We start from the raw sequence: 24,733 nt of genomic DNA on the forward strand, positions 1-24,733 counted from the left end.
CTCCTGGTCGGGACAGCCACGAGAGCTGACCTCGGTTGGCGCGGGCGTAATCCCCCACCCCGAACACTCAGGGCATCGATATGATTACCTATCGTCACCACCCTTGGCGAGGGTCGACTCCGCAACGAACGGGTGATTTCGCGGCCAACACGAGTTCCGCGCCAGCGTCGACCGGGCTGGTGGCGGGACCGGGTCAGCTGGCCAGTGCGCTCAGCTCGGCTGCCCGGGCCTGCTGCATCCGGGCGGCCAGCGCCTTCAGTTCCGGGCTGGCGCCTGCGTCCTGCTCACCACGGCACAGCAGCACGATCTGCTCAAGGTGTGCCCGGATCAGGGCCACCGCCCGGGACCGCACCTGTGCGCCGGGCGCGGCCCGCAGCTCGGCGAGGCTCACGTCGGTCACCATGCCGGGCATCTGGTGCCCCTCGTGGATGTTCTGCTCGGGAACGTTGCCGGCTGCCAACAGCTCACGCAGCTCGCGTACCTCGGTCCGGTGCGCGGCCCTGATCTGGTCGGTGACGGCTCGCAGTGGCGGGTCCGTGTCCGCGGTACGGGTGTCGAGGTAGTCGATGAGCGTGAGGGCACCCTCGTTCATCGGGATCAGCAGCTGGATGAAGGCGTCGTCGGTGCCGTTGAGCACCACCGGCGCGGTCGGCGCTGGCGGCGTCGGCGACGCCGTCGGAGTCGGCGGGGGTGCCCCGATCCGGTCGCTACGACCCCAGCCCTGTGCGAGAGCGACGACCAGGGCCGTCGTCACGAGGGTCGCGACGACGCCGACGATGCGCCAGGCCCGGGCGCCGCGCGCGGATCCCGCGGTGCTCACCGGGCCGCCTGGAACGCACGGCCGACCAGGGTCGCGTCGGTGGCACCACGGAACAGCCCGGAGCGGTCCTTGTCGGTGGCGGGTAGCCCGAACCAGGCGTAGCGCTGCACGTAGGAGAGTCGACCCAGCATGGTGGTGGCCGCGGTGAGGAACGCCGCCTGCTGCTCCTGGCTGGGGAACTGCTGGCCGCCGGTGAACCGGATCAGCGCGAACTCGGTCAGCCAGATCGGCTTCTTGTACCGCTGGTACACGGCCTGGAGGTACTGCTTGAGTTGGTTCACGGCGGTGCTGGTGGCGAATTCGGCGCCGAACCAGTGCAGGGTGATGAAGTCCACCCGGTAGCCGCGTGAGGCTGCGCCGCTCATGAACCGGTCCAGCCAGCTCTGCTGGTCCGCGCCACCCCAGGCGACCGCCGGGCTGCCCAGCGTGCTGCCGGTCGCCATCAGTCGCGGCCACAGGTCCAACGCCTGCTCGACGGTCATGTTCGCCTGCTCGGGCATGTCCGGCTCGTTGAACGTGAGCAGGTACGGCCCGGCCGCCTTCGCCCGTGCCAGCTCGGCGGTGGTCACGTTCTCCGCGCTACGGATCATCGGCACGAACGTCACGCCCCGCGGAGTGGTGACCCCGGGGTGCTCGGTCCCCCAGGTGTAGTACCAGCCGGCCTTCGAGTTGGCCAATGCCTGGTTGACCCCGGCGAAGTTCCACACCCCGACACCCTTGCGCCCGGAGCTGACCGCTGGCACGGCAGGGGCCTTCGACGAGGGTCGCGCGCTGGGCGTGGGCGCCGCCCCGCTCGGGGACGGCAGGGCGTTGGGTGTCGCCGACGGCGGGGCGGCCCACGAGGGTGGCGACGAGTCGTCCGGCTTGAACACGACCAGCGCGGTGATGGCGAGCACGACCGCGGTGGTACCCACGGCGAGCGATGGCAGCAGGCCACGCGGTCGGTTCACGGCCAGGTTGACGAGGCTCTGCCCACCGTCCGCATCGGTGGGCACACCGCCGGACGAGGTCGTCCCGGCGCCGTGCCCGGCCGCCTGGTCCAGGGCCTGATGGCCGGCGGCCTCCGCGCCGGTCGGGGGAAGGGTCGCGCTTGGGAAGTGGGCGCTGAGGCTCGCCGGCAACGGCAGCAGCGGCAGACCGGCGAGCAGCCGGTCGATCGGCAGCAGGGTGGTGCCCAGGGGTCCACAGGCAGCGCAGTCCCGGACGTGCCGGGCCAGCCGCTTGCGCCACAGCGGACTCGCGCTGCCGTCCCACCCGGCGGTGGCGGCACGCAACTCCGGGCAACCGGGCCGGGCCCGCAGCGCGCGGACGACGGCCCGGGCGCTCTGGATCTGCTCCTTCATCCGGTGGATCCGCACCGCGACATGCCCGGGCGAGATCCCGAGCGCGTCGGCGACCTCGGTACGCGTCAGCGCGCCGGTCTCCTCCAACCACCAGAGCGAGAGCAGTTCCTGGTCGTCCGGGTCGAGCCAGCGGGTCGCCTCGGCGACCTCCCGCCGTTGGTCGGTGAGACCGAGCCGGAGGATGGTCATCCCCGCGAAGTCGGAGGCGGGGTCGGGCACGTTGTGGATCGCGTCGAGGCCGGCGTCGCGGTTGAGGGCGAGGCGTCGGCGCTGTTCCCAGTCGCGCACCTGACGGATCGTGATCGCCACCAGCCAGGACCGGAACGCCGCCGGCTCGTTGAGCGCCGGCAGGTGGCGAATCACCCGTACCAGGGTCTCCTGGACCACGTCGTCGACGTCGGCGTGGCCGCGAAGCGCCCGCCCGACGATGTTGTAGACCAGCGGGAGCGCCGCCGCCACGACATCATTGAGGGCGCGCTGGTCGCCCTGCCGGGCCGCGACGACCAACCCGGTATCGGGCACTCCCCGACCGGTCGACGACATGGGTCTCACTCCTCCTGCGCTCGGTCACGGGACGATGAAGCGGTGTACCCGTCGGCCCCTTGATCGGAGACCAGCGGTGACGGGTCGGATTACGGAATTCTCGGAGGGATTTCGATTCAGCGCCAGGCTGCCGGGTACGACCGCCACCGTTACGGTCGAAAGTGCCGCCGGCAGCCTCCCCACCCGGGACCGACGAACAGGACACCCATGGTCGTGCAGATCGATCTCACCGGTAGGACCGCGCTGGTCACCGGGTCGACGCAGGGAATCGGTGCCGCCATCGCCACCACGCTCGCCCGCGCCGGAGCCCGGGTGGCCGTCAACGGCCGTGCCGCCGCCGGTGTGCGGCGGGCGGCGGACACGTTGCGCACCGAGGTGCCCGGTGCCGACGTGATCGAGATCGACGCCGACGTGGCCAGCGACGAGGGCACGGCGCGGACGCTCGACCTGCTGCCCACCGTCGACATCCTCATCAACAACCTGGGCATCTTCGGCCCGACTCCCGCGCTGGAGATCTCCGACGACGAGTGGCGGCGCTACTTCGAGGTCAACGTGCTGGCCGGCGTACGGCTGACCCGCGCCTACCTGCCCGGGATGATGGAGCGCGGCTGGGGGCGGGTGCAGTACATCGCCAGCGACTCGGCGGTCGTCATTCCGGCCGAGATGATCCACTACGGCGTGTCCAAGACGGCCCTGCTCGGCGTCTCACGCGGGTTCGCGAAGGCTGCCGCCGGCACCGGCGTGACCGTCAACTCGGTGCTCGCCGGGCCCACCCACACCGGGGGCGTCGAGGGCTTCGTCGCCGAACTGGTGGGCGACGACCTGCCGTGGGAGGAGGCGCAGCGGGAGTTCATGCGCCAGCACCGGCCGCAGTCGCTGCTTCAGCGGCTGATCGAGCCCGAGGAGATCGCCAACATGGTCACCTACCTCGCCTCGCCCCTCGCCTCCGCCACGACCGGCGCGGCGGTCCGGGTCGACGGCGGCTACGTCGACGCGATCGTCCCGTAGTCGGGCCGACCCTGGTGCTCAGCCACTCACAGCTGGATGACGTGTCCCACCCGAGGTGGCGTACGACCCGCGAGGACCTCGAGCCACGCGTCCCGCAGAGCATCCGGGCCGGCACCCGCTCGAACGTCGAGCCACCCGCCCACCACCTCGGCGAACCGTCGCCACGCGTCGGTGAACCGCTGGTCGAGCCCGTCGCGACCCCAGTCCAGGCTGCGCTTGCGCATCTGCACCGGTGCGAAGAACACCTCCTCGGCGGCGTCGGCGTTCGGCGTCTGGTTGGTGAGCCCGACCGCGATGTCCCGGACGAGTTGGTCGCCGAGGCGCCCGCGCAGGGCGGTGCGGGTCGAGGGCGCACCGGACAGGTCGAGGTAGACGGTCGGGACCACGTCGAGGGTGGCGATGTCGTCGTACGACACGACAGCGTCGTAGCAGCCCAGTGACCGCGTGAACGCGAGGTTGCCCGGCGAGGTGAGCCCCACCAGGCGTGGGCCGCGTCCGTGCAGCTCGAACGCGGCGGCGTACGCGGTCTTGCTGGACGCCGACGACAGCACCAGCGACGTCGCCCCGTAGCAGTCGTTGTCGAGGACCTGGTCGGCCAGCATGAAGGAGGTGAAGAACAGCGGCCGGAACAGGACCAGCAGGTCCTCCTGGTCGGCGCGGTAGGCCGGGTCCCCGGTGGTCGACCGGTAGACGTTGTACGGCGAGGGCAGCGCGGCCCGATGCTCACTCGCGTCGCGGAACCCGGACGCGTCCACCCGGTCCGGTCGTACCACCAGGTGCCCGGCGGGCGGAAGGTAGCCGTAGACCCGCTGCCCCACCGCGAGCCCCGCGACCGTCGACTCGACCACCTCGGCGAAACCCCACAGTGGCGGAAGCCCCCACTGCGGCCCGAGCCCGCGAGGGCCGGGTGGGAAGAACTCCCAGTACCGCATCGCAACGCCGAGCACCGCGTACGTCACGTTGTTGGCGGTGAGACCGACCCGATCCACCCGCAACAGCGCCTCACCCTCGGACAGGTCCGGTGTCGCGCCGTCGGCGAGTGTGGTCCGCCCGAGGTCGTCGCGGCCCACGGCGAAGGTCCAGGAGTCAGCCATGGTGTGACGCTAGACAGCCGCACAGAGGGAGACAAGTGCACTGTCAGTGCAAAATCCCACTCACGCGACTATGACATCCGATCTGAACCGTTATGCAAACTTTACCGGCTTACGTGTGCCAAAGTCCGATTACGTACACCTGCGGATTTGGGCGGTTCCCCCCGCCGCCCCTTACGAGCGTCTGGTGAAACGCATTCGCGAAAGGGCACATCTTGACAACCAACCTATTGCGCCATCCTCGACGCGCGGCCATGTCCGCACTGGGGGCCGTCGCCGCCAGCAGCCTGGCCGTCGCCGTACTGATCTTCAGCGGCACCGGCGCCAGCGCCGCCGAGGCACCGGTCGGCCTGGGCACGGCAGCCGACTTCTCCGTGCTGGCCGGCACCACGGTCACCAACACCGGGCCGAGCTTCCTGGCACAGAGCCTCGGTGTCAGCCCCGGCAACACCAACCCGGGCTTCCCGCCAGGACTCGTCGCCGGGGAGACCCACCTCGGGGACGCGGTCGCGTTGCAGGCGAAGAACGACCTGACCACCGCCTACAACGATGCCGCCGGCCGGACGCCGTTCACCAACCTGCCCGCGGAGTTGGGTGGCACGACCCTGATTCCGGGCGTGTACCGGATCGGCGCCGCACAACTGACCGGGACCCTGACCCTCAACAGCCAGGGCGACCCGGCGGCGGTGTTCATCTTCCAGATCGACTCGACCCTCGTCACCGCCGCCAACAGCAGCGTCCTGTTCATCAACGGGGCCACGCCCTGCAACGTCTACTGGCAGGTGAGCAGCTCGGCCACCATCGGCACCGGCACCCGGTTCATGGGCAACATCCTGGCCCAGACCTCGATCTCCATGCTCACGGGCGCCACCCTCCAGGGCCGCGCGCTGGCCCAGACCGGTGCGGTCACCCTGCAGACCAACACCATCAACGCCCCGGTCTGCCTGCAGCCCACGGGCACACCGACCCAGCCGACCGGCACACCCACCGGCACACCGACCGGCACACCCACGGGTACGCCGACCGGACCGCCCACCGGCACGCCGACCGGCCAGCCCACGGCAAGGCCCACCCGTACCGAACTGCCCGTCACCGGCGGCAGCGGCGGTAGCGCCCTGCTGCCCATCCTGACCGGAATCGGCAGCATCGCCGTCGCCAGCGGCGCGGCCCTACTGCTGCTCTACCGACGCCGGACGACCGAGTCCTGAGCGGTGCGCCCCGGCGGCCGGTGACGGCCGCCGGGGCGCACCCTCCGCTGTTCGGAGGTGGCCCGTCAGCGGACCGCCGCGTCCACATCCGTTCGATCGGAGGTGACGGTGTGCAGGTGGCGCAGGCCCTCCGCCCAGGAGCGGCCGAGACTTGTCTCGTGGTAGCTGATGTCGTGCTCGGCGCAGAACCGCTGGATCAACGGCCGCGCGCGGCGCAGATTGGGGCACGGCATGCTCGGGAAGAGGTGGTGTTCGATCTGGTAGTTGAGGCCACCCAGCGCCGCGTCGAGGAACCAGCCGCCCCGGACGTTACGGGAGGTGAGGACCTGCCGGCGCAGGTAGTCGAGGTTGTCCTCGGCGCCGAGAATCGGCATGCCCTTGTGGTTCGGGGCGAAGGAACAGCCGAGGTAGAGGCCCAGCAGACCCTGGTTGACGAGGATGAACGCGATCGCCTGCACGGGGCTCAGCACCAGGAAGACGGCGGTGAGATAGCCGCCCAGGTGCAGGGCCAGCAGCCCGGCTTCGACCGGTCGACGCGCGATGCGACGCGGGCCAAGGACGGCCCCCACGCTGATGGCGTGCAGATGCAGACCCTCCAGGAGGAGCAGCGGAAAGAAGAGGTACGCCTGGTGCCGGGCGAACAGGGCACCCAGGCCACGCCGCCTCCTGGCCTGGTCGGTGGTGAAGGACAGCGGAGCCACACTGATGTCGGGGTCCTTGCCCTCGGTGTTCGGGTGGGCGTGGTGCCGGTTGTGCTTGTCCACCCACCAGCCGTAGCTGATCCCGGTCAGCACGTTGGCGTGCACGATGCCGATCAGGTCGTTGACCCGGCGTGAGCTCGCTATCTGCCGGTGCCCGGCGTCATGGCCGAGGAACCCGGCCTGCGCGATGACCACCGCGAGGGCCACCGCCACACCGAGCTGCCACCACGACTCACCCAGTCGGACGAACAGAACCCCCAGCCCCACGAAGGCCCCGACGACGAGGCCGGTCCGGACGGCGTAGTGGCCCGGCCGTCGATCGAGCAGGCCCTCCGCTCGGATCTGTCGGGACAGGTCCGCGTAGTCGCTGCCCCGTCGGGGGTCGACGCCGAGGCTGGTTTCGCTCACGATGACTGCTCCCGCCGGTCGTTGTCCTCCCGCGTCAGGCCACCCCCAGTCTCGGCGATCGCCGGGCCCGCGACGCCGGATTGGGCCGATTGGGCCCCAGGAAGGAAAAGAACCCCGACGGCTGGCACTCACGCGTCCCCCGAGTTCGGCGGCGGAAACTCCGCCATCGCGGCGAGCAGGGCCGCCAACGGAACGGTGGCGAAACCGACCCGGGCATCACTGGCCCCGTACGGCAACCACAGCTCGCCGGCGTGGACGAGCCCGCCGCACGAATAGACGACATTGGGAACGTACCCGTTCCGGTCGGCGTCGTCGGGCGCCAGGAGCGCGCCGGGGAGCTGTGCCACGACACGCTCCGGTCGATGCAGGTCGAGCAGGAGCGCGCCGATGGCGTACCGGCGCATCGGGCCGACACCGTGGGTGAGTACGAGCCAACCCGCGTCGGTCTCGATGGGTGATCCGCAGTTGCCGACCTGGATGAGCTCCCATCCGTCCCGGGGAGCGTGCAGCGGCACCGGAGCCTGCCACCGGTTCTCGCCGCCCCGGCAGGTCAGACCGATGGTCTCGCCGTCGGTACGGCACAGCGCCAGGTGCCGACCACCGACGGCACGGGGGAACAGCGCGACCCCCTTGCTCCGAGCGCCCGGTCCGCGCATCGGGGTCATCTCGAAGCGCCGCAGGTCCCTGCTGGCCAGCGCCCGGGTGGCGATGCTCCGTCCGTCGTAGGCGGTGTAGGTGGCCCGGTACACCGAGCCGGACTCGTCCACGGTTCTGACGAACCGGGCGTCCTCCATGCCGTTGCTCTCGGCCGGGGTGGCCGGCCAGAGCACCCGTTCGTGCAGTGCCGTGTCGGCGGGGAAGCTGGTGGCGTAGCTGGCGGCGTTGGTGCGGCGCAGTCGTTCCAGGGTGCCCATGCCGGTGCTGCGGGAGAGCAGGTCCGGCGGCAGGTCGCCGAGCACCCGCTCGAAGGTGGCCTCGCCGTACCGCTCGGGCAGGGCGTCCAGCACCGTGGCGGTGACCTCGTTGTCGCAGTCCTCCTCGGCCAGGCCGGCCGCGAGCAGGTCCCGACGGTGTCGTACGCCCATCCGCTGTCCGACGACCAGAGGGCCGCGACGGTCGGCGACGGTGAGGTGGTGCCCGGGTCCGAGGACCGCGGTGGCGAACCCGATGGACGACAGGTGGCCCTCGCCGATCTGACGCAGGCTGACCGCCACGCGCAGTTGCCCGGCGTGCAGGTCGGTCTGGTCGGGGTGGGCCACCATCGAGGGGTTGCACAGGGCTGCGGATTCGACCGCGTACTCGTGGCTGAAGTAGGCGCCGACCAGGAGCCGGCTGGTGGGGGAAAGGGCGCGCGCCTGGGCCGCGCGGTGCCGGACCAGGCGGTAATGATGCTGGAACGTGTCGGCCAGATCTCGGTGCCGGGCTCCGAAGCGGTCGAAGGTGTCCCTCAGCAGCCGGCCGGTCTCCTCTTCGTCGAGACCGGCGATACGGTCGATCAGCGCCCGCGCGCGGGTGCGGACCACGGCGTCGTCCTCACCCGGGACGAAGAGCTTGACGATGACTCGGAGTGGATCCGGGGTGAGGGTGAGGCCCTGCCGGACGGCCAGCGGCCCGGTCACGACCACCGCTGGGCGTACTGCAGGGTGGAGACGAGCGCGAGGGTGGATTCGGCGCCCTGGTTGAGGTTGGGTCCGTGCGCGGTCAGCCCGTCGTAGCCGCCGCCGGTCTCCGGATCCCACATCGGCGTGCCGACGTCGTTCTCGCCGAGGAACCAGCCGATCGCCTGTCGAATGCCGGTCTCCCAGTCGGGGTCACCGCTGACCGTGGCGGCCGTGGCACAGGCGTCCGCGAAGGCGGCGACCTCGATCGGCTGCTGGTCGTACCGGAGTCGGTCGGTGCCGCGGCGCCAACCGCCGACGGGCACCACCGACAGCCGGCCGTGCCGGAGTTGGACGTCCCACAGCCAGGACAGCATCCGGAGGCCGGTGTCCAGCGGCGGGCCACCGTGCCGCAACTGGCTGGCGGCGATGACCACCTCGGCGAGGGCCGCGTTGGCATAGCTCAACTGCTGCCCGGGCCAGGGCCACTGCGGGTCGGGGCCGGGACCACCGACCACGGTGGCCGCGTCCCTCAGCAGCGCGGCCGCGGCGACGTGGCCCGGGTGGCGGCGCAGCACCTCGGCGGCACCGAGCCCGGCGAACGCCATGGCGTGCCGAGCTGGGGAGCGCCGCGTGGCACCCCGGCTGAAGGCGACCAGCGCCTCCTCCCGTACCCAGGCCGCGGGACTGCGGGCGGCGGCGGTGCCCAGCCCCCACAGCGCCCGGCCCCACCAGTCGCCGAGCCCGGGCGCGTCGGTCCACCGCCGGTCGTGCCCGAGCCGGTTGTGGAAGGCGCCGTCGGCATGCTGCGCGTGCGTCAGGAAGGCGAGGTAGCGCTCCGAGAGCTGGACCACCTTCTCGGTGGGCTCCGGCTGGCGGCTGGTGACGACGAGGCCGCGGGCGACATCGTCGGTGCAGTAGCCGTGCTCGCGGCGGACGATGGCGTGGCGGGCGTGCTCGAAGAGGCCGGTGTCGTCACTCATCCGGATCAGGTGCGCGAAGCTCGGTGCCGGGGCGGTCCTCCAGCGCTGACCGGCCGGCGCGGTGGGCCGGCCGGTGGTCGCGGTCACGCCGACGCCGCGCTGACGGCGGGCGGACGGACCTCGGTCAGCCGCTCGGCGAGAATGCCGTAGCGGGCTGCCACCGCCGGCCAGCGCACATGCGCGGCCAGCGGCCGGACGCGGCCGGCGAGCCGGTGCGCCAGACCCGGTTCGGTCAGGACCCGCCGGATCGCCGCGGCCAGCGCCACGGGGTTCTGATGGGGTACGACCAGACCGGGTCCACCGGTGAGCAGCTCGACAGCGTGCGGGAACGCCGTGGCCACGACGGGCACCCCGGCGGCGACCGCCTCGATGAGCACTCCGGAGGTGACCTGTTCCGGGGAGTCGTACGGGAGGACGACCACGTCGGCGGAGCGGATCAACCGGGCGAGCGCGGACTGGCCGTGGTAGAAGTCCTGGTAGTCGACGGCGTGCGCGACTCCCAGTTGGGCACCGAGCCGGTGCAGGCCCGACCGGTACGTCTCGCCGTGGTGCTCGATCACCTTCGGGTGGGTCCGGCCCGCGACCGTGTAGGTGGGTGTCGGCTCCAGGTCCTGCAGTCGTGCGAGGGCACGCAACGACCATTCGATGCCCTTGCCCGGGCCGAGCAGCCCCCAGGTCAGCAGGTGCGGACGGGTTCTGCGGTCGACGGGCACGTCGACGTGGTCGTCCGCGCCGTGCGGGATGACCGTCACCTTGCCCGGTTCGACGCCGTAGCCGACGAGCAGCCGGTCACGGGCGGTGTCGGTCATCGTGACGACCGCCCCGGCGGCCGCGACGATCCGCTCCAGCAGGGACTTCTGCCGGGCGGACGGCTGACGGAGCACGGTGTGCAGGACGACGATGCTCGGCACGGTGAGCCGGTACAGCAGCGGCAGGACGTCCTCGCCGTCGGCGCCGGGGTAGATGCCGAACTCGTGCTGGATGACGGCCACGTCGAACGTGTTCAGGGCGGCTGCGGCGTCCCGCCAGCCGGCCGGCGCGTGCATCGGCCAGGTGTGCACGACCTCCGGCCCGGCCCGCTGGTCGTCGCGGCGGTCGGCGACCCGCACGATGCCGCCGCGTGTGCCGTCGGCAGTGAGCTGCGTGGCCAGGGCGGAGTTGAAGGTGGCCAGCCCACACCGGGTCGGTGGGTGGGTGCTGAGGAATCCGTAGCTGGGCATGGTGTCGGGCCTTCCGGTTGTCGGCCCTGCCGGGGTACGGCGGCGAACCTCACGCGGTGACTGCGTACGCCGGCCTGCGTGTGTGGCCGGCGGAACGGATCTGGGGTGGTTCGGCGTTCAGCGGTGCGGTTGACGGATGAGGCGGTCGTAGACGGACAGGTAGTCGGTGACCATCCGCTCCGCGCTGAAGCGCTGTCGAGCCCGTGCGTGGCAGTAGGCGCGGTCGAGGTCGGCCGCTCGGGTGACCGCCTCGACGGCCTGCTCGACGGTGCGTACGAGGAATCCCGTCACTCCCTCGTCGACGACCTCGGGCATGGCCCCCCTGGCGTACGCGACGACCGGCGTGCCGCAGACCATCGACTCCACCACCGAGAGTCCGAAGGGCTCGTCGAAGGCGATCGGGTGCAGCAGGGCGGCGCTGGCGCCCAGCACCTCCGCGCGCCGTCGAGGACCCACCGAGCCGAGGAAGACGACACGATCGCCGTCGATGTGCGGGGCCACCTGTTCGGCGAAGTACCGCTCGTCCTGGACGATGCCGCAGATGGTCAGCGGCCGGCCGGCGCGGCGGGCGATCTCGATGGCGGTGTGGGTGCCCTTGTCGGGGTGGATCCGGCCGAGTGCGGCCAGTCCGGGACTGGCGGCGCCGTTGAACGGCAGCCCGGTGAGGTCGACGCCGTGATGCACGGTGGCGACGTAGTCGAGCTCGGCGCTGCGGTCCGCGTCGGAGATCGACACGTAGGACGAGCGGGCTCGGGCGTAGGCGGGCAGGATTCCCGCGCCGGAGAAGCCGTGCACGGTGGTGAGCAACGGTGCTCGGCAGTGCTCGGCGAAGGCCAGCGGCAGCCAGTCGAGGTGGCTGTGCACCAGGTCGAACTGCGCCGAGCGGGCCATCGCGTGGGAGACGTGCATCGCCTCCCACACCCGACCGTCCATCTCCGGGGCGTCGGCGTAGCCCCGGGGGCAGACGCCGTCGAGGTGCGCGGAGGTGACCGAGTCCAGTGTCGCGAAGAGGGTCACGTCCACGCCGCGCGTGGCCAGCCCCTCGGCGAGCAGGCCGGTGACCTGCTCCCAGGGGCCGTAGTGGTGTGGGGGTGTGCGCCAGGCGACCGGCCCGAGCAGCGCAACCCTCACGGAGATGACGCGTCGGCGAGATCAGCTGGATCGAGGTGCAGGGTGGCGAGCAGCCCGGAGTGTTTGGTCGGGTCGACCCACTCCGGCAGCTCGCGCTCGACCCAGTCCGCCCTGGCCTGCTGGCCACGTTCGCGAAGTGCGGCGACGATTCGGTTCCTGGCGATCCTCATCTGGTGCTCCCTGGTCATGCCATCCGAAACGATCAATTACACGGACGGCGGTGTGAACGCGCGGGGTCGGATCGCGTCGCCGGTCCTCGGGGCGAGCCCGAACCTGCTGTGACCGGTCTGTCCGATGGCCGGGTGTGGCCGGTGATCAACCACGACGGACCTGCTGCGGCGATGGGGACGACGATCGGTCAACGCCTCTTGTGGGCTGGTGGCGACGGCATCTGGCGGCCACCGGGGAACCCGGGCGACATGCTCACCGTACGCCCTCCGGGCAGGCAGCCGCACCCGCACGATCGCTGGGCTCTTTCGGAAACTGCCTGCACACATCGAAGGCGTACGCTGGGGATGTCGCTCGGGACCCCGGTGACCGACGGTCCGCCGCTGGCGGACCATCCCCGCACCGGCAATGCCCGGGCCGCGACGGTCTGTCGCAGCCCGCCTCACCCCCGCCCGCGCTGGCCGCCCCCACGGCCGGCTCTGCCGGGCACCCAGCGGAAGGCGACGGTCCGTCATGACCGCACCCCCAGACCGACACGCCCGACTCACGACCATCAACGGCCACGATGGCCCCGCCACCTCGCACCCGGCGCCTCTTCGCCTCGGGGTGAAGCGCTCGCGGATCGGTGATCTGTGGATCGTGGCCGTGGTGTTCGCGATCGTGCTCCTGCTGCTCCTCATCTTCGTGCTACAGAACGGGCAGCGTGTCGAGGTGGCCTTCCTCGGGGCACACGTGGCCCTGCCGACCGGCGTGGCACTACTGCTGGCCGCGGTCATCGGCGTCCTGCTCGTCGCCCTCCCCGGCACCGCCCGGATCCTTCAGCTTCGAATGCGCGGTAAGCGCTCCGGAGGACGACCGGCCTTCCGGGCGACGACCGACATCACCCAGGCCCCACCGCCCGGTCAGGAAGGCTGAGCCGGCCATGTCCGTCACCGCGCGACACGCCGACACGTCGACGCCGGCCGCACCTCGGCTCGTCCTGGGCACCGCCCGGGGACGGACGGTGCTGGACGGCGGCTGGTGGCCGCGATCCTGGGATCCGGCCGCCGAGATCCCCGGCCTCGTCGTCGCCCTGGCCGAACGCCACGGCCGGATCCGGCACATCATGCTCAACCTGCACGGCTGGGACAGCCGGATCCACCGGTTGACCGTCGGGCCGGACGTGGTCCGGCTCGGCTGGTTCGACAGCCTCGACCCAGCGGTGCTGGTCATCACCACCGGCCAGGACATCCAGGTCGACCTGCTCGTGGTGCCGCCCACCACCTCGACCGCAGCGGCCGAGTGGGCCATGGCGACCGCCGCTGACCCGGGCAACCTCCGGCGCGCGCCGGACATCCTGGCCGCACTCCGGGCAGCGCCGGCGCCCGCCGATTCTTCCGCGATCTGGGAGAACGAGGGTGGTGGCCTCACCTAACATCAAGAGCCCGGGATCAGTGGACGGGCACCTGATGACGACCGATCAAGCGGTAGGGCTGATCCGCGAGGATGAGGGACCCCAGCGGGCCACCCTGCTTGAGCTGTTCTTCGATCTGGTGTTCGTCGCCGCGCTCGCCCTGATCTCACGGACCTTGGCGGGGCAACTCGACTGGGTCGGGGTCTTCCAGACCGTGGTGTCGCTGATGGCGATCTGGTGGGTCTGGTCCGCCACCGCGCTGGCGACCGACCTGTACAACGCGCAGCGGCCACCCATCTTCGCCATGACGCTCTGGGCCATGCTCGGGACCATCCTGCTGGCGGGTTCGCTGCCCGGAGCATTCACCGAGCACGCCCTGCTCTTCGCGGGCGCGTACGTGGCGATCCAGGTGGGACGCGGCATCTTCCTCACCGCCGCGCTGCACGGCCGGGCGGCACGGCTGGGCTCCGGCCGATTCGTCCTCTGGTTCGCCGTGTCCGCCGTGCCGTGGCTCGCCGGCGGTCTCGTGGCCGGCCCGGCACGGGGTCTGCTGTGGGTGGTCGCACTCGCCCTGAACTACGGGGCAGCCTGGCTCCGCTACCCCACCCCGCGAATCGGCCGGGTCCCGAAAACCCACTACGGGGTGGCGGCCGACCACCTGGCCGAGCGTTACCAGCAGTTCTTCACTCTCGCCCTCGGTGACCTCATTCTCGCCACCACCCTGACCTACGCCGACAACGACGTGACGGCCGGCCGTACGGCGGCGCTCCTGGTCGGCTTCGCGGCCACCGTGCTGCTGTGGCAGATCTACGTCCACCGCGCCGGGGCCCTGCTGCAGGCCGCCATCGAGGAAGCTCAGGATCCGGGCGGGTTCGTGCGGTCGGCGCCCAACACGCACCTGCTCATGGTGGCCGGCGTGGTCGCCACCGCCGCCGGATTCGACGTCGTCATCGCCCACCCCACCGAGCAGGCGACGCCCTGGCTGGTCGGTGTCCTGCTCGGCGGGCCCGCCCTGTTCCTGGTCGGACGCGCCCGCTTCGAGTACGAGGTGTTCAGCCGGGTGTCGCCGTCCCGGCTCGTCGCGCTGCTCGTGCTGGTGGTCGCGGGACCAGCTCTGCTCTTCGCGCCGGCACTGGTGGCCGGTCTCAGCGCGACCCTCGTACTCGCCGGGGTCGCCGTCTCGGACGGCGTCCGGGCCCACGGTCGGCCACCCGAGCCACCCGCGCCCTCCGTGTAGGGAGCCGGTCAGGGCACCAGCACGACCTTGCCCGGCAGGCTCCGGGTCTCGGCGAACACCAGCGCGGCGGACACCTCGGTGAGCGGAAAGCGGGCGGCGATCTGCGGCACGATCACGCCTTGGCGCAGCAGGCCGAGCACGATGCCGAGGTCGGTACGCAGCCGGCGACGGAACGCCGTACGGCGGGTGCGGTGCCCGGCCCAGAAGTTGTAGAACCCGGCCCGGTGCCCGTTCGGCAGCGCGTTCCAGGTGTAGAGGCGGGCCAGCAGCTTGAGGAAGACCCACACGATCGACCGGGCCGAACCCAGCGCGGCGGCGTTGCCGTAGACGATCAGCTTGCCGCCGGGAGCGAGCAGCCGGTACGACGTGCGTACGCCCGGCCCCGCGACCGGGTCGAAGACGGCGTCCACGCCGCGCGGCGACAGCTCGCGGATGCGTGCGGCCATGCCAGGGTCCCGGTAGTCCAGCGGTTCGACGCCGAGGGCGCGCAGCGCGTCGTGGTGCCGTGCGGCGGCGGTGCCGATGACCCGGAGCCCGAGGTGGCGTCCGAGTTGGACGAGCACGGTCCCGACCCCGCCGTTCGCGCCGTGCACGAGGATGGTCTGCCCGGCCCGCAGGTCGGCGCGTTGCAGCAGTTGCCAGGCGGTCACCCCGTTGACGACGACGGTCTCGGCCGCGGCCGGGTCCAGACCCTCGGGTACGGGGGTCAGCTCGTCGACGCCGACGACCGCGTGCGAGGCCCAGGCGCCGGTCTTGGTGACCGCTGCCACCCGGGTGCCGACCAGCGAGTCGTCGCCGCCCCTTCCAACGGCACGCACCGTACCCACGAGGTCGTAGCCGGGCACGAACGGGAACTTCGGCTGGCCGGGGTACAGGTTTCGCCGCATGGCCTGCTCGGCGTAGGAGATGCCGGTGGCCTCGATCTCGACGAGCGCCTCTCCGCTGGCGGGGAGGGGCATGGAGCGTTGGTGGATCCGGAGTCCGTCCGGCTCCACCACGCCGGGCAGCACCACTTCGGTGAGCAGGTCGGTCGTCATGGTCGCTCCTTTGTTTGTAAGTGCGCACTCACACACTTAGTCGGTTCGAAAAGTGGGCCGCCATTGGCGGCCCGAGGTGGGAGTGGGGTCAGGGGTGGCGGATGCCGGCGGTCAACGCCCGAGCCCAGGGCTCGGGCACCGACTCCAGGCCCGCGGTCACGATCAGGTGGCAGAGCTGGCCGTACGCGAAGAACTGCTGGACCTGCCCGTCGCTCGCGCCGGACCGGTCTTGCACGAAGGTGGCGACGCGGCCGTAGCCGGCCCGTACCGCCTCGCCGATCTCGGGGATGTCGGTGACCGCCTGCGCCTGCACCTGGAACAGCAGGAGGTCCCGATCGGCGATCAGCTCCGCGTAGGCGCCGCCCATCGCGTCCAGGACCTCCTGCGGGCTGGTGCCGTCGGCACGCTCCGCCCCCGCTTCGAGCGCCTCGACGATCCGCTCGAAGCAGGCCCCGGCGGCCGCGACGAACAGGCCGAGCTTGCCGGCGAAGAGCCGGAACACGTACGCCTCGGAGATGCCTGCGGAGGCGGCCACGGCGGTGACCGGGGTGGCGTGGAAGCCGGTGCGGGCGAACGCCGAGACGGCGGCGTTCAGGACGGTGACCCGGCGGGCCTCGGCGGTCGATCGCATGTTTGTAAGTGTCCACTCACATACTTTCGCCGTCAAGGCCGCCGGGCCACGTTCCCGGTCAGGGTGCGATGCGCAGGGTGCGGATCTGGGCGTCGTCGTAATCGCCGAAGCGGTACCGGAGCCCCGGGAACGGGCTGCCGGGAAAGTCGCCGGTGATCGTCGCGGTCACGATGGTGCCGGCGGGCGTGTCCTCGACCTCGGTGATCTCGTACGACACCAGCGGCACCTCGCGGCGCCACCGGCGGATGGCCTCGATGCCGCGGTACTCGGTCGACTCGTCCTCGACGACGGCGTCGTCGGCGAAGAGAGCGAAGTAGTCCTCGTTGTCGGGCTGGCCGGCCAGCTCGAAGTAGCGGCGGATGATGGCCGGCGTGGTCTGCATGTCGGTCATGGTCGGCGTCCTTTCCGGGATGGGCGGTCGGTGTCGGGTCAGACGGTCGGGATGGTGCCGCCGTCGATGACGTGCTCCGCGCCGACGATCGCCGAGGCGCGGTCGGAGACCAGGAAGGCCACCAGGTCGGCAACCTCGGCCGGCAGCGACGGGCGACCCAGCGGGATCCCACCCAACGAGTCCATGAGGCCCGCGAGGGCGGCGTCGCGGTCGACGCCCTGCCCGGCGGCCAGGCGGTCGACCAGCGCGTCGGCGGCGGCGGTCTGGATGAAGCCGGGCGCGACACTGTTGACCCGGACGCCGTGTGGCGCGACCTCGTTGGCCAGACCCTTGCTGTACGCGGTCAGCGCCGCCTTCGCGGCCGCGTACCCCAGGGTGGCCTCGTACATCGGCTTGCGGCGCTGGATCGAGGAGACGTGCACGATCGCGCCCGACCGCTTCTCGATCATGGACGGAAGGAGTCGCCGGTCGAGCCGTACCGCGCCGAGCAGGTTGAGGTTCAGCTCCTGCATCCAGTCCTGCTCGGTCAGCGCGGCGAAGCCACCCGCCGGGGCGTGCGACCCACCGACGACGTGCACGATGATGTCGGCACCGCCGGCGGCGAGCAGCCGCTCCGCCACCACCTCCGCGCCGTCGACGCTCGACGTGTCGGCGGCGATGAAGCGGTCGGTGAACTCGATCCCTTCGGGCTCGCTGCGGGCGCTGACCCACACGTCCGCGCCGACCTCGCGCAGCCGGGCGGCGATCGCCCCGCCGGCACCCTTCGTGCCACCGGTGACCAGGGCGCGCCGGCCCCGCAGTGAGTCCCGCGCGGGCACCGTCTCGGCCATCGATTACTCCTGTCGTCGCAGCGTGAAGCGGGCGTCGTCGAGACGCCGTATAGTTGCTTCTGAAACAGCACTTACTGACTTCGACACTAGCACCTACTCGGGAGAGGGCTGATTCGTGGCAGGGAAGATCCGGTTGGAGGACCGCGAATGCCCGCTGTCCACCGCACTGGGCTACGTGGGCGAGTGGTGGACGCTCCTGATCTTGCATGACGCCTTTGACGGCTACACCCGATTCGATCAGTTCCAGGCCAATCTGGGTGTCTCATCCAGCATCCTGACCAGCCGCCTCAAGACCCTCACCGGTCAGGGGCTGCTCGAACGACGCCGCTACCAGACCAGGCCGGACCGCTACGAGTACGTCCTCACCGACCTCGGGCGCAGCCTGCGCCCCGTCGTCGTCGCCCTGGCGGCCTGGGGAAACTCCCGCCTGGACCCGAGCGAACGCAGCATGATCCTGGTCGACCGGCACACCGGCGTGGAGGCCGACCCGATCGTCGTCGATCGCCGCACCGGACGCCCGCTCGACGACAGCGACTTCGTCTTCGCCGCCGGTCCGGCCGCCAGCGAGATCATGCGCAAGCGCTACGAGCACATCCCGACGGCGGCGGTCCCGAACCAGCACCGGCCCTGACGGGTGCCGTGCCTGGGTGTGTCGCTACCAGGAACATCTCACCCTGCCGGTCGAGCCGATCACGACGCACAGTCGTCAGAGCGCGGCCAACCGGATTCCCCGGACCGCCGCAAATCCCTTCGACCAACGGATTTGAGGACGACGACATGACCACGATCGTTCCCGGCGGTGCCCTGACCCTCGCCGAGGGCCTCACCCTGAGCCGGATGGGCTACGGCGCGATGCAGCTGACCGGGCCACACGTCTTCGGCCCCCCTCGTGACCGTGAGCAGGCCCTGGCCGTACTCCGCGAGGCGGTCACCCTGGGCGTCCGGCACATCGACACCAGCGACTTCTACGGCCCAGTGGTGGTCAACGAGCTGATCCGTGAGGCGCTGCACCCGTACGCCGACGATCTGCACCTCGTCACCAAGGTCGGCGCGCGCCGCGGCGACGACGGCTCCTGGATCCCGTCGCTGGAGCCGAGCGACCTCAAGGCGCAGGTCCGGGAGAACCTCCAGCACCTCGGCCTGGACGTCCTCGACGTGGTCAACCTGCGGGTGGGCTCGGCGGAGGGCACCGGCGACGCGCCCCTCGGTGAGCAGTTCGGCGCCCTGGCCGAGCTGCGCCAGGAGGGCCTCATCCGGCACCTCGGCCTGAGCGGCGTCACTTCCGCGCAACTCACCGAGGCCCAGGCCATCGCACCGGTGGTCACCGTGCAGAACCTCTACAACCTCGCCAACCGGCAGGACGACGCCCTGGTCGACCGGTGCGCGGCGGAGAACATCGCGTACGCCTCGTACTTCCCGCTCGGTGGGTTCACCCCGCTGCAGTCCGACACCCTCGACGCGGTGGCCGCCCGGCTGGGCGCCTCGCCGCAGCAGGTCGCCCTCGCCTGGCTGCTCCAGCGCTCCCCCACCACCGTGCTGATCCCCGGCACCTCGACCCTGGCGCACCTGCGGGAGAACGTCGCGGCGGCCGACTTGAAGCTGCCGGCCGACGCGATCGAGGACCTGAACACCATCGGCGGCTGACGCCCGCCACCGTCAGCCCAACCCGTCCGTCGCCCGTTCGAGGTGGGTGAGGAACTGCCGTACCGCCGGAGGTCGGCTCCGGCCGGCGACGGTGGCGGCGAAGACCCGCCGGACCGGGACATCGTCGGGGTGCAGGCGGAGAAGGGTCAGGTCCGGCGGGGCGGCCCGGACCGCCAGCGCCGGCACCAACGCAACGCCCAGGCCGGCGGCGACACAGCCCAACTTGCCGGTCCACTCGGCGGCCACGATGTCGATCCGGGGTCGGAAACCCGCCGGGAGTGTGGCCCGCAGCAGGGTCTCCTCGGCGGTGGCCGAGCCGGCGATGAACGCCTCGTCGGCCAGGTCGCGCAGCCGGACGGTACGCCGACGGGCGAGTCGGTGCTCCCGTGGGACGGCCACCAGCAGCGCCTCGTCGACGAGGTGGTGCAGGTCGAAGCGGTCACCGTCGAACGGCTGGTCGGGGGCGGCGCTCACCACGGCGACATCGGCGTCGCCGTCGAGCAGGCGCTCCAGCAGGCCCGGCGTCAGCCCTTCGACCAGCGACAGGGCCACCCCGGGATGGTCGGACCGGAAGGACGCCAGGGCACGCGGCACGAGCGCGGCGACCGCGGTGGGGAACGCCCCGACCCGCAGCCGCCCGGCGGTGACGTCGCGCAGCGCGGCCAGATCCCGCTGGGCGACGTCGAGTCGATCGAGCACCGCTTCGGCATGGCCGAGCAGGCAACGGCCCTGCTCGGTCAGGGTGACACCGCGGGGCAGCCGATCCAGCAGCGGTGACCCGGCCTCGGCCTCCAACGCGGCGATCTGCCGCGACACCGCCGACTGGGTGTAACGCAGGGTCCGGGCGGCGGCCGTGATGGAGCCCTGCTCGGCGACGGTACGGAAGACCTGGAGCGCGTTCAGCTGCATGCCGCCATGCTCCCCCAGCATGGCAGTGATGCGGAACATTCGTTGGTGACATGGGTCGGTGCCGCCTAGCGTCGGCACCATGCAAAAGACCGCACTGCTGGGTACCGGCACGATGGGCACGGCGATCGGCCTCCGCCTGCTGGCCACGGGCCACCGGCTCACCGTCTGGAACCGCACCGCCGCCAGGACCGCGTCGCTCGTCGACGCCGGGGCCCGAGCCGCCCGTACCCCGACCGAGGCGGTCCAGGACGCCGACGTGGTGATCACCATGCTCACCGACGCGGCCGCGGTCCGGGACGCGCTGGTCGAATCCGGCGCCGCGTCCACACTGCGCCCGGGGACCGCCGTGATCGAGATGTCCACGATCGGCCCACAGGCCGTGGCGGAGTTGGCCGGGTTGCTGCCATCGGCCGTACCGCTGGTGGACGCACCGGTGGCGGGCAGCGCCGGCGCGGCCGAGGCGGGCCGGCTCGTGGTGCTGGCCGGCGGCGCGGACGCGGCCGTGGACCGGGTCGCCCCGCTGCTGGAGGCGCTGGGCACGGTACGCCGCTGCGGCGACTCCGGCCGCGGTGCCGCGCTGAAGCTGGTGCTCAACACCGCCCTGGTCACCGCGGTCACGGCGGTCGCCGACGCGCTCGCCGTCGCGGACGCCGTGGGCGTGGACCGGCGTACGGCGATCGACGCGCTCGGCACCGGGCCGCTCGGCGGCGCGGTCACCCGGGCGACTGCCACGGACGCCGCGTTCGCCGTGGCCCTGGCCGCCAAGGACGCCCGCCTCGCGCTCGACGTGCTGGGCGACGTGCCGGCGCCCGTGCTGCGCGCCGCCGCCTCGGCCCTGGCGGCGGCGCCCCGCCCACACGACGACATCGCCCGCCTCACCGACGCCGCGCCTGAGGAGCAGAGATGAACCTGACCCTGGACAACCCGACGACCGTCGCCGCGCCGTTCGGCGACCGGTTCGCGCACGTCGCCCGCCTCGACCTGCCCGGCGGCGCGCTGCTGATGCTCTCCGGCCAGGTCGGGGTGGACGACGCCGGCGCGGTGGTGGCACCCGGTGACGTGCGGGCACAGTCCGAGCGGATCTTCGAGTTGGTCGGTGGGCTGCTCGCCGCGCACGGCGCCACCTTCGCCGACGTGCTGCACATCCGGACGTTCATGACCGACCTCGGCGACCTGGCGGGCTACGCGGCCGTGCGCGACCGGTGTTTCCCGGACGCCAAGCCCGCCAGCACCACGGTCGAGGTGAGCCGCCTCTTCCTCGACGGCGCGGTGCTGGAGGTCGAGGTCACCGCCGCCGTGCGCACCGGGTGAGGGCGGCCGTCACCGCCGGTGCGGCCGGTTGCGGACGAACGCGAGCGCCAGCACGGCGGTGACGAGGAAGACGATGCCGGTGACCCGCAGCCCCGCCTGCACGCCGGAGGTCAGGGCCTCGGCGAGCGCCGACCGGACCGGACCGGGCAGCGGCTGGCCGCCGGTCGCGCCGGCGGCCGCCGCGGCCTGCACGGCGGTACGGGTCGGCTCGCCCACCTGGTGGGCGGCGAGCCGAGCGGGCAGGTCGGCCAGCATCGTGGTGGTGAGCAGCGTGCCCAACAGGGACGAGCCGAGCACCGAGCCGACCTGCCGGGCGGCGTTGACCGCACCCGAGGCCATGGCCGCCTGGGCGGGCGCGACGCTGGCCAGTGCCGCCGCGGTCGCCGGTGCCACGACCAGGCCGGCCGCGGCACCGAACAACGCGAGTAGCGGCCAGCGGTGACCGAACGCGGTGGTCGGCCCCTGGGCCGCCAGCCCGAAGCTGGCCACGGCACCGAGGACCAGACCGACGGTGAGGGGCGCCTTGAATCCGGTCAGGCGGATCATGCGACCGGCGGCGGAGGCGACCAGCACGTACGCGCCGAAGAGCACCGCCATCCGCCAGCCGGTGTCCAGCGGGCTGAGCGCCTGAGCGCGCTCGTGGAACAGGACGAGCAGGATCGCGACGCCGGTGAAGCCGAACAGCGACACCGCGGCGATGACCATGACGGCGCTGAAGGATGCGGACCGGAGCAGCCGTACGTCGAGCATCGGCGCACTGGAACGCAATTCGACCAGCACGAACCCGACCAGTGCGGCGGCCGAGACGACCCAGGTCGTGGCCACCAACGGGCTGGCGTAGCCGTCCCGGCCGCCCCGGATCAGGGCGTAGACGGCGGCGGCGATGGCGAGGGTGCCGAGCAGCAGGCCGGGTACGTCGAGTCGGCCCGCGCTGGGCCGGATCTCGGCAACCCCGATCGCGGCGACGACGAGGGTGACCACGCCCAGAACGATCGTCGAGACATAGACGCTGTGCCACGAATAGTGCCGCAGCAAGGCTCCGGCGATGAGCGGGCCGACCGCCAGGCCGACACCGGACGCGGCCGACCACGCGGTGATGACCTCGGTACGTCGGTGCGGATCGGTGAAGGTCGCGCCGAGGATCGCCAGACTGTTGGGCAGGATCAGGGCCCCGCCGAGACCGGCGAGCAACTGCCCGACGATCACCCAGGCAACGCTGGGCGCCCCGGCCACGACCGCCCCTCCGACGATCATGGCGACCACGCCGGCACCGAACATCCGCTTGGGCCCGTACCGGTTGCCCAGCGTGGCGGCGGACAGCACCAGGCTCGCCACCGCCAGGGTGTAGGCGCTGGGGATCCAGATCAGGGTGGTCGGGTCGACGCGCAGGTCCCGCTGGATGGTGGTCAGCGCGGAGACGGTCGCGGTGATCTGCAGGAACGTGATCATCGCGCCCAGGCACATGGCGACCAGGGTCACCGCGCGGGAGCCGCGGGCGGATGAGCGCACGACCGGCCCCGGCGCGCTTGCACGCTGTGGCCGTACTGGCCCGTTCGGGGCCGTGGCGAGCTGGTCTTTCACGAGGCTTCCTCGGAGTCGATCCACGCGGACGCCGACGCGGCGAGCGTCGGCGACGTGCGGAGAGGCGGCTGACATCGGAGGCTGACTTATCCATAACGAAGTCAGGCTGCCGCCCAGTGAAGCACCTAGCTAGCGTCTGCGCAAGTCAGGTCGTACGCTGGGGGCATGGAGGACCTACGGGAGGACCGCGACTCCTGGTCGTCGGCGAACTGCTCGATCGCCCGGGCCATGGACATCGTGGGCAGCAGGTCGACCGTGCTCGTCCTACGCGAGGCCCTGCTCGGTACGCGCCGTTTCGACGATTTCGTGCGCCGAGTCGGAGTCGGTGAGCCCGCCATGGCGGCCCGCCTCAAGGAGATGGTCGCCGCCGACCTGCTCGAACGGATCCCCTACCGGGAGCCGGGGCAGCGCACCCGCCACGAGTACCAGCTCACCCGCAAGGGCCGGGACCTGATGCCCGTCCTCACCGCACTCCGCAACTGGGGCGACACCTGGGCCGCCGACGACACCGGCCCCTCCGTGATCGCCGAGCACCGCGACTGCGGCCAGCCGATCCGGGCAGTGCTCCGCTGCGCGGCCGGCCACGACGTCGACAGCGGCGACATCGACATCACCGCCGGCCCGGGCCTGATCCGACGCGTGTGACACGCGACGGCGTGGCCGCTCCCCGTTCGGGAGAGCGGCCACGGTCGCATGAGCGGGTCAGCTGACCGGCAGCTCACTCAGCCAGGCCTGCCAGGCTCGCTCGGTCGCGGCCGGGTCCTCGTCGGCGGCGAAGATGTGGTGCCCGAGCATCAGGGCGTCACCCCGGTCACTGCCGGAGTGGACGAACCGGTAGAGCGCGTCGTCGGTGCGTACGCCGAAGTAGGCGGGCAGGGCGACCAGGTCGACGATGCCCTCGATCGGCGGCAGACCGTCGACGGTGATCCGGGCCGGCTGCCCCTCGGCGACCGGGCCGGTGATGCCGAAGGCAGCGGTCACCGCCGCCCAGACCTGCTCCGGCGCACCGGCACCGGGGCGGAACACCGTGACCGGGATGGCACTCCGGCCGGGGAAGTGGGCAAGGTACGCGGCCAGCGTCTCGATGTACATGTTCCAGCCGACCTGCATCGCCTCGTACTCGGTCTCCCAGTTGTCGCCGAGGACGCCGCTCTGCACCAGCCGCAGCACGGTGCCGCCCTGCGCGCGCCCCTCGATGAGGTATTCGAAGGCCAGGAAGGTACCATCCGGCCCGGGCTGGGTGCCGTAGCTGAACCGCTTCCCCGGCTCCCACCCGGTGACCGTGGCCTCCTCGGTGTGCCCGGCGATGGTCATCCGGGTACGACCACCCTCGCCCGGCTCGACCTCGTTACGGCCCATGAACCAGGAGTCGATTCCCGGCCCGGTGGCGATCGCCTCCCACACCTGCTCGGGGGTGGCGGCGAGCTCGATGTCCTTGTGCAGCTCGAATTGGTGTCCCATGTCTGGTGGTGCCCTTCGGTCGGTGAGGTGTCGGTCTCGTCAGGTCAGCGGGTACGCGCGTCAGTGGGTACCCGCGTCAGCGGGTA

General features: G+C 71.8%; 26 protein-coding genes. 10 read left to right on the forward strand and 16 right to left on the reverse strand.

Annotated elements, in window-relative coordinates; translation table 11 throughout:
- Positions 1-193: 193 nt before the first annotated feature.
- A complete protein-coding gene (locus ACFQGL_RS11010) occupies positions 194-820 on the reverse strand; it encodes a DUF305 domain-containing protein (RefSeq protein ID WP_377509361.1) in 627 nt (208 codons plus the stop codon).
- Positions 817-2,706 (reverse strand): sigma-70 family RNA polymerase sigma factor, encoded by a 1,890-nt coding sequence (locus ACFQGL_RS11015; RefSeq protein WP_377509365.1) that lies wholly within the window; start codon positions 2,704-2,706, stop codon positions 817-819. The genes ACFQGL_RS11010 and ACFQGL_RS11015 overlap by 4 nt, the downstream gene beginning before the upstream one ends.
- Before the next feature lie 207 nt (positions 2,707-2,913).
- Here ACFQGL_RS11015 and ACFQGL_RS11020 point away from each other — a divergent pair, with 207 nt between their 5' ends.
- Positions 2,914-3,714: an SDR family NAD(P)-dependent oxidoreductase gene (locus ACFQGL_RS11020; RefSeq protein ID WP_377509368.1), complete on the forward strand. Its 801-nt coding sequence runs from the start codon at positions 2,914-2,916 to the stop codon at positions 3,712-3,714.
- Between the two features lie 26 nt (positions 3,715-3,740).
- Here the strand turns inward: ACFQGL_RS11020 and ACFQGL_RS11025 are convergent, their stop codons facing one another.
- Positions 3,741-4,808, reverse strand: coding sequence for a DUF2855 family protein (locus tag ACFQGL_RS11025; protein ID WP_377509371.1), 1,068 nt, complete (start codon positions 4,806-4,808; stop codon positions 3,741-3,743).
- A gap of 251 nt (positions 4,809-5,059) precedes the next feature.
- Between ACFQGL_RS11025 and ACFQGL_RS11030 the strand changes: the two genes are divergently transcribed.
- The gene (locus tag ACFQGL_RS11030; RefSeq protein ID WP_377509374.1) at positions 5,060-6,013 is read left to right on the forward strand and encodes an ice-binding family protein; all 954 of its coding nucleotides are present in this window, start codon (positions 5,060-5,062) and stop codon (positions 6,011-6,013) included.
- Positions 6,014-6,078: 65 nt separating this feature from the next.
- Here the strand turns inward: ACFQGL_RS11030 and ACFQGL_RS11035 are convergent, their stop codons facing one another.
- The 6 genes from ACFQGL_RS11035 to ACFQGL_RS11060 form a co-directional block, all read right to left on the reverse strand.
- Positions 6,079-7,122 carry a fatty acid desaturase family protein gene (locus ACFQGL_RS11035; RefSeq protein ID WP_377509377.1) on the reverse strand — a complete coding sequence of 348 codons (1,044 nt, stop codon included), beginning with the start codon at positions 7,120-7,122 and terminating at the stop codon, positions 6,079-6,081.
- A 128-nt stretch (positions 7,123-7,250) separates the two neighbouring features.
- Positions 7,251-8,741, reverse strand: coding sequence for a glycoside hydrolase family 130 protein (locus tag ACFQGL_RS11040; protein ID WP_377509380.1), 1,491 nt, complete (start codon positions 8,739-8,741; stop codon positions 7,251-7,253).
- A complete protein-coding gene (locus ACFQGL_RS11045; RefSeq protein WP_377509383.1) occupies positions 8,738-9,790 on the reverse strand; it encodes a glycosyltransferase in 1,053 nt (350 codons plus the stop codon). The genes ACFQGL_RS11040 and ACFQGL_RS11045 overlap by 4 nt, the downstream gene beginning before the upstream one ends.
- Positions 9,787-10,923, reverse strand: coding sequence for a glycosyltransferase (locus ACFQGL_RS11050; RefSeq protein ID WP_377509386.1), 1,137 nt, complete (start codon positions 10,921-10,923; stop codon positions 9,787-9,789). The genes ACFQGL_RS11045 and ACFQGL_RS11050 overlap by 4 nt, the downstream gene beginning before the upstream one ends.
- A 117-nt stretch (positions 10,924-11,040) precedes the next feature.
- Entirely contained in the window at positions 11,041-12,054 is a 1,014-nt protein-coding gene (locus ACFQGL_RS11055) for a glycosyltransferase family 4 protein (protein ID WP_377509389.1), read from the reverse strand.
- Positions 12,051-12,224 carry a hypothetical protein gene (locus ACFQGL_RS11060; RefSeq protein ID WP_377509392.1) on the reverse strand — a complete coding sequence of 58 codons (174 nt, stop codon included), beginning with the start codon at positions 12,222-12,224 and terminating at the stop codon, positions 12,051-12,053. Before ACFQGL_RS11060 ends, ACFQGL_RS11055 begins: the two co-directional genes overlap by 4 nt.
- 511 nt (positions 12,225-12,735) lie before the next feature.
- On the opposite strand from ACFQGL_RS11060, the gene ACFQGL_RS11065 reads away from it, so the two are divergent.
- From ACFQGL_RS11065 to ACFQGL_RS11075, 3 genes are read left to right on the forward strand one after another with little or no spacing between them, the layout of a single operon-like run.
- Positions 12,736-13,137 carry a LapA family protein gene (locus ACFQGL_RS11065; protein ID WP_377509395.1) on the forward strand — a complete coding sequence of 134 codons (402 nt, stop codon included), beginning with the start codon at positions 12,736-12,738 and terminating at the stop codon, positions 13,135-13,137.
- 7 nt (positions 13,138-13,144) lie between these two features.
- Positions 13,145-13,636 (forward strand): DUF5994 family protein, encoded by a 492-nt coding sequence (locus tag ACFQGL_RS11070; RefSeq protein ID WP_377509398.1) that lies wholly within the window; start codon positions 13,145-13,147, stop codon positions 13,634-13,636.
- Positions 13,637-13,670: 34 nt separating this feature from the next.
- The gene (locus ACFQGL_RS11075) at positions 13,671-14,852 is read left to right on the forward strand and encodes a low temperature requirement protein A (protein ID WP_377509401.1); all 1,182 of its coding nucleotides are present in this window, start codon (positions 13,671-13,673) and stop codon (positions 14,850-14,852) included.
- Between the two features lie 8 nt (positions 14,853-14,860).
- On the opposite strand, the gene ACFQGL_RS11080 is transcribed toward ACFQGL_RS11075, so the two are convergent.
- From ACFQGL_RS11080 to ACFQGL_RS11095, 4 genes are all read right to left on the reverse strand, one after another.
- Positions 14,861-15,889: a medium chain dehydrogenase/reductase family protein gene (locus tag ACFQGL_RS11080; RefSeq protein ID WP_377509404.1), complete on the reverse strand. Its 1,029-nt coding sequence runs from the start codon at positions 15,887-15,889 to the stop codon at positions 14,861-14,863.
- Positions 15,890-15,977: 88 nt separating this feature from the next.
- Entirely contained in the window at positions 15,978-16,520 is a 543-nt protein-coding gene (locus tag ACFQGL_RS11085) for a TetR/AcrR family transcriptional regulator (RefSeq protein WP_377509407.1), read from the reverse strand.
- Between the two features lie 58 nt (positions 16,521-16,578).
- Entirely contained in the window at positions 16,579-16,911 is a 333-nt protein-coding gene (locus ACFQGL_RS11090; protein WP_377509410.1) for a nuclear transport factor 2 family protein, read from the reverse strand.
- Between the two features lie 38 nt (positions 16,912-16,949).
- Positions 16,950-17,741 (reverse strand): SDR family oxidoreductase, encoded by a 792-nt coding sequence (locus tag ACFQGL_RS11095; RefSeq protein WP_377509413.1) that lies wholly within the window; start codon positions 17,739-17,741, stop codon positions 16,950-16,952.
- A gap of 115 nt (positions 17,742-17,856) precedes the next feature.
- Here ACFQGL_RS11095 and ACFQGL_RS11100 point away from each other — a divergent pair, with 115 nt between their 5' ends.
- Entirely contained in the window at positions 17,857-18,372 is a 516-nt protein-coding gene (locus tag ACFQGL_RS11100; RefSeq protein WP_377509416.1) for a winged helix-turn-helix transcriptional regulator, read from the forward strand.
- A 146-nt stretch (positions 18,373-18,518) separates the two neighbouring features.
- Positions 18,519-19,385: an oxidoreductase gene (locus ACFQGL_RS11105; RefSeq protein ID WP_377509419.1), complete on the forward strand. Its 867-nt coding sequence runs from the start codon at positions 18,519-18,521 to the stop codon at positions 19,383-19,385.
- Positions 19,386-19,397: 12 nt separating this feature from the next.
- Here ACFQGL_RS11105 and ACFQGL_RS11110 read toward each other — a convergent pair whose 3' ends face one another.
- Positions 19,398-20,294 (reverse strand): LysR family transcriptional regulator, encoded by an 897-nt coding sequence (locus ACFQGL_RS11110; protein WP_377509422.1) that lies wholly within the window; start codon positions 20,292-20,294, stop codon positions 19,398-19,400.
- Between the two features lie 79 nt (positions 20,295-20,373).
- On the opposite strand from ACFQGL_RS11110, the gene ACFQGL_RS11115 reads away from it, so the two are divergent.
- Together ACFQGL_RS11115 and ACFQGL_RS11120 are read left to right on the forward strand one after the other, a co-directional pair.
- Positions 20,374-21,201 carry an NAD(P)-dependent oxidoreductase gene (locus tag ACFQGL_RS11115; RefSeq protein ID WP_377509425.1) on the forward strand — a complete coding sequence of 276 codons (828 nt, stop codon included), beginning with the start codon at positions 20,374-20,376 and terminating at the stop codon, positions 21,199-21,201.
- Entirely contained in the window at positions 21,198-21,605 is a 408-nt protein-coding gene (locus tag ACFQGL_RS11120) for a RidA family protein (protein ID WP_377509428.1), read from the forward strand. The genes ACFQGL_RS11115 and ACFQGL_RS11120 overlap by 4 nt, the downstream gene beginning before the upstream one ends.
- 9 nt (positions 21,606-21,614) lie before the next feature.
- Here the strand turns inward: ACFQGL_RS11120 and ACFQGL_RS11125 are convergent, their stop codons facing one another.
- On the reverse strand, positions 21,615-23,114 hold the full coding sequence (locus ACFQGL_RS11125; RefSeq protein ID WP_377509431.1) for an MFS transporter: 1,500 nt from the start codon (positions 23,112-23,114) through the stop codon (positions 21,615-21,617).
- Positions 23,115-23,351: 237 nt separating this feature from the next.
- On the opposite strand from ACFQGL_RS11125, the gene ACFQGL_RS11130 reads away from it, so the two are divergent.
- Positions 23,352-23,831, forward strand: a complete 480-nt coding sequence (locus ACFQGL_RS11130; RefSeq protein ID WP_377509434.1) for a winged helix-turn-helix transcriptional regulator — start codon at positions 23,352-23,354, stop codon at positions 23,829-23,831.
- A gap of 57 nt (positions 23,832-23,888) precedes the next feature.
- Here the strand turns inward: ACFQGL_RS11130 and ACFQGL_RS11135 are convergent, their stop codons facing one another.
- Entirely contained in the window at positions 23,889-24,647 is a 759-nt protein-coding gene (locus ACFQGL_RS11135) for an SRPBCC family protein (protein ID WP_377509437.1), read from the reverse strand.
- Positions 24,648-24,733 lie beyond the last annotated feature (86 nt).

This window comes from Micromonospora vulcania (assembly GCF_042658605.1).
In the GTDB taxonomy this organism is placed as follows: Bacteria; Actinomycetota; Actinomycetes; order Mycobacteriales; family Micromonosporaceae; genus Micromonospora; species Micromonospora vulcania.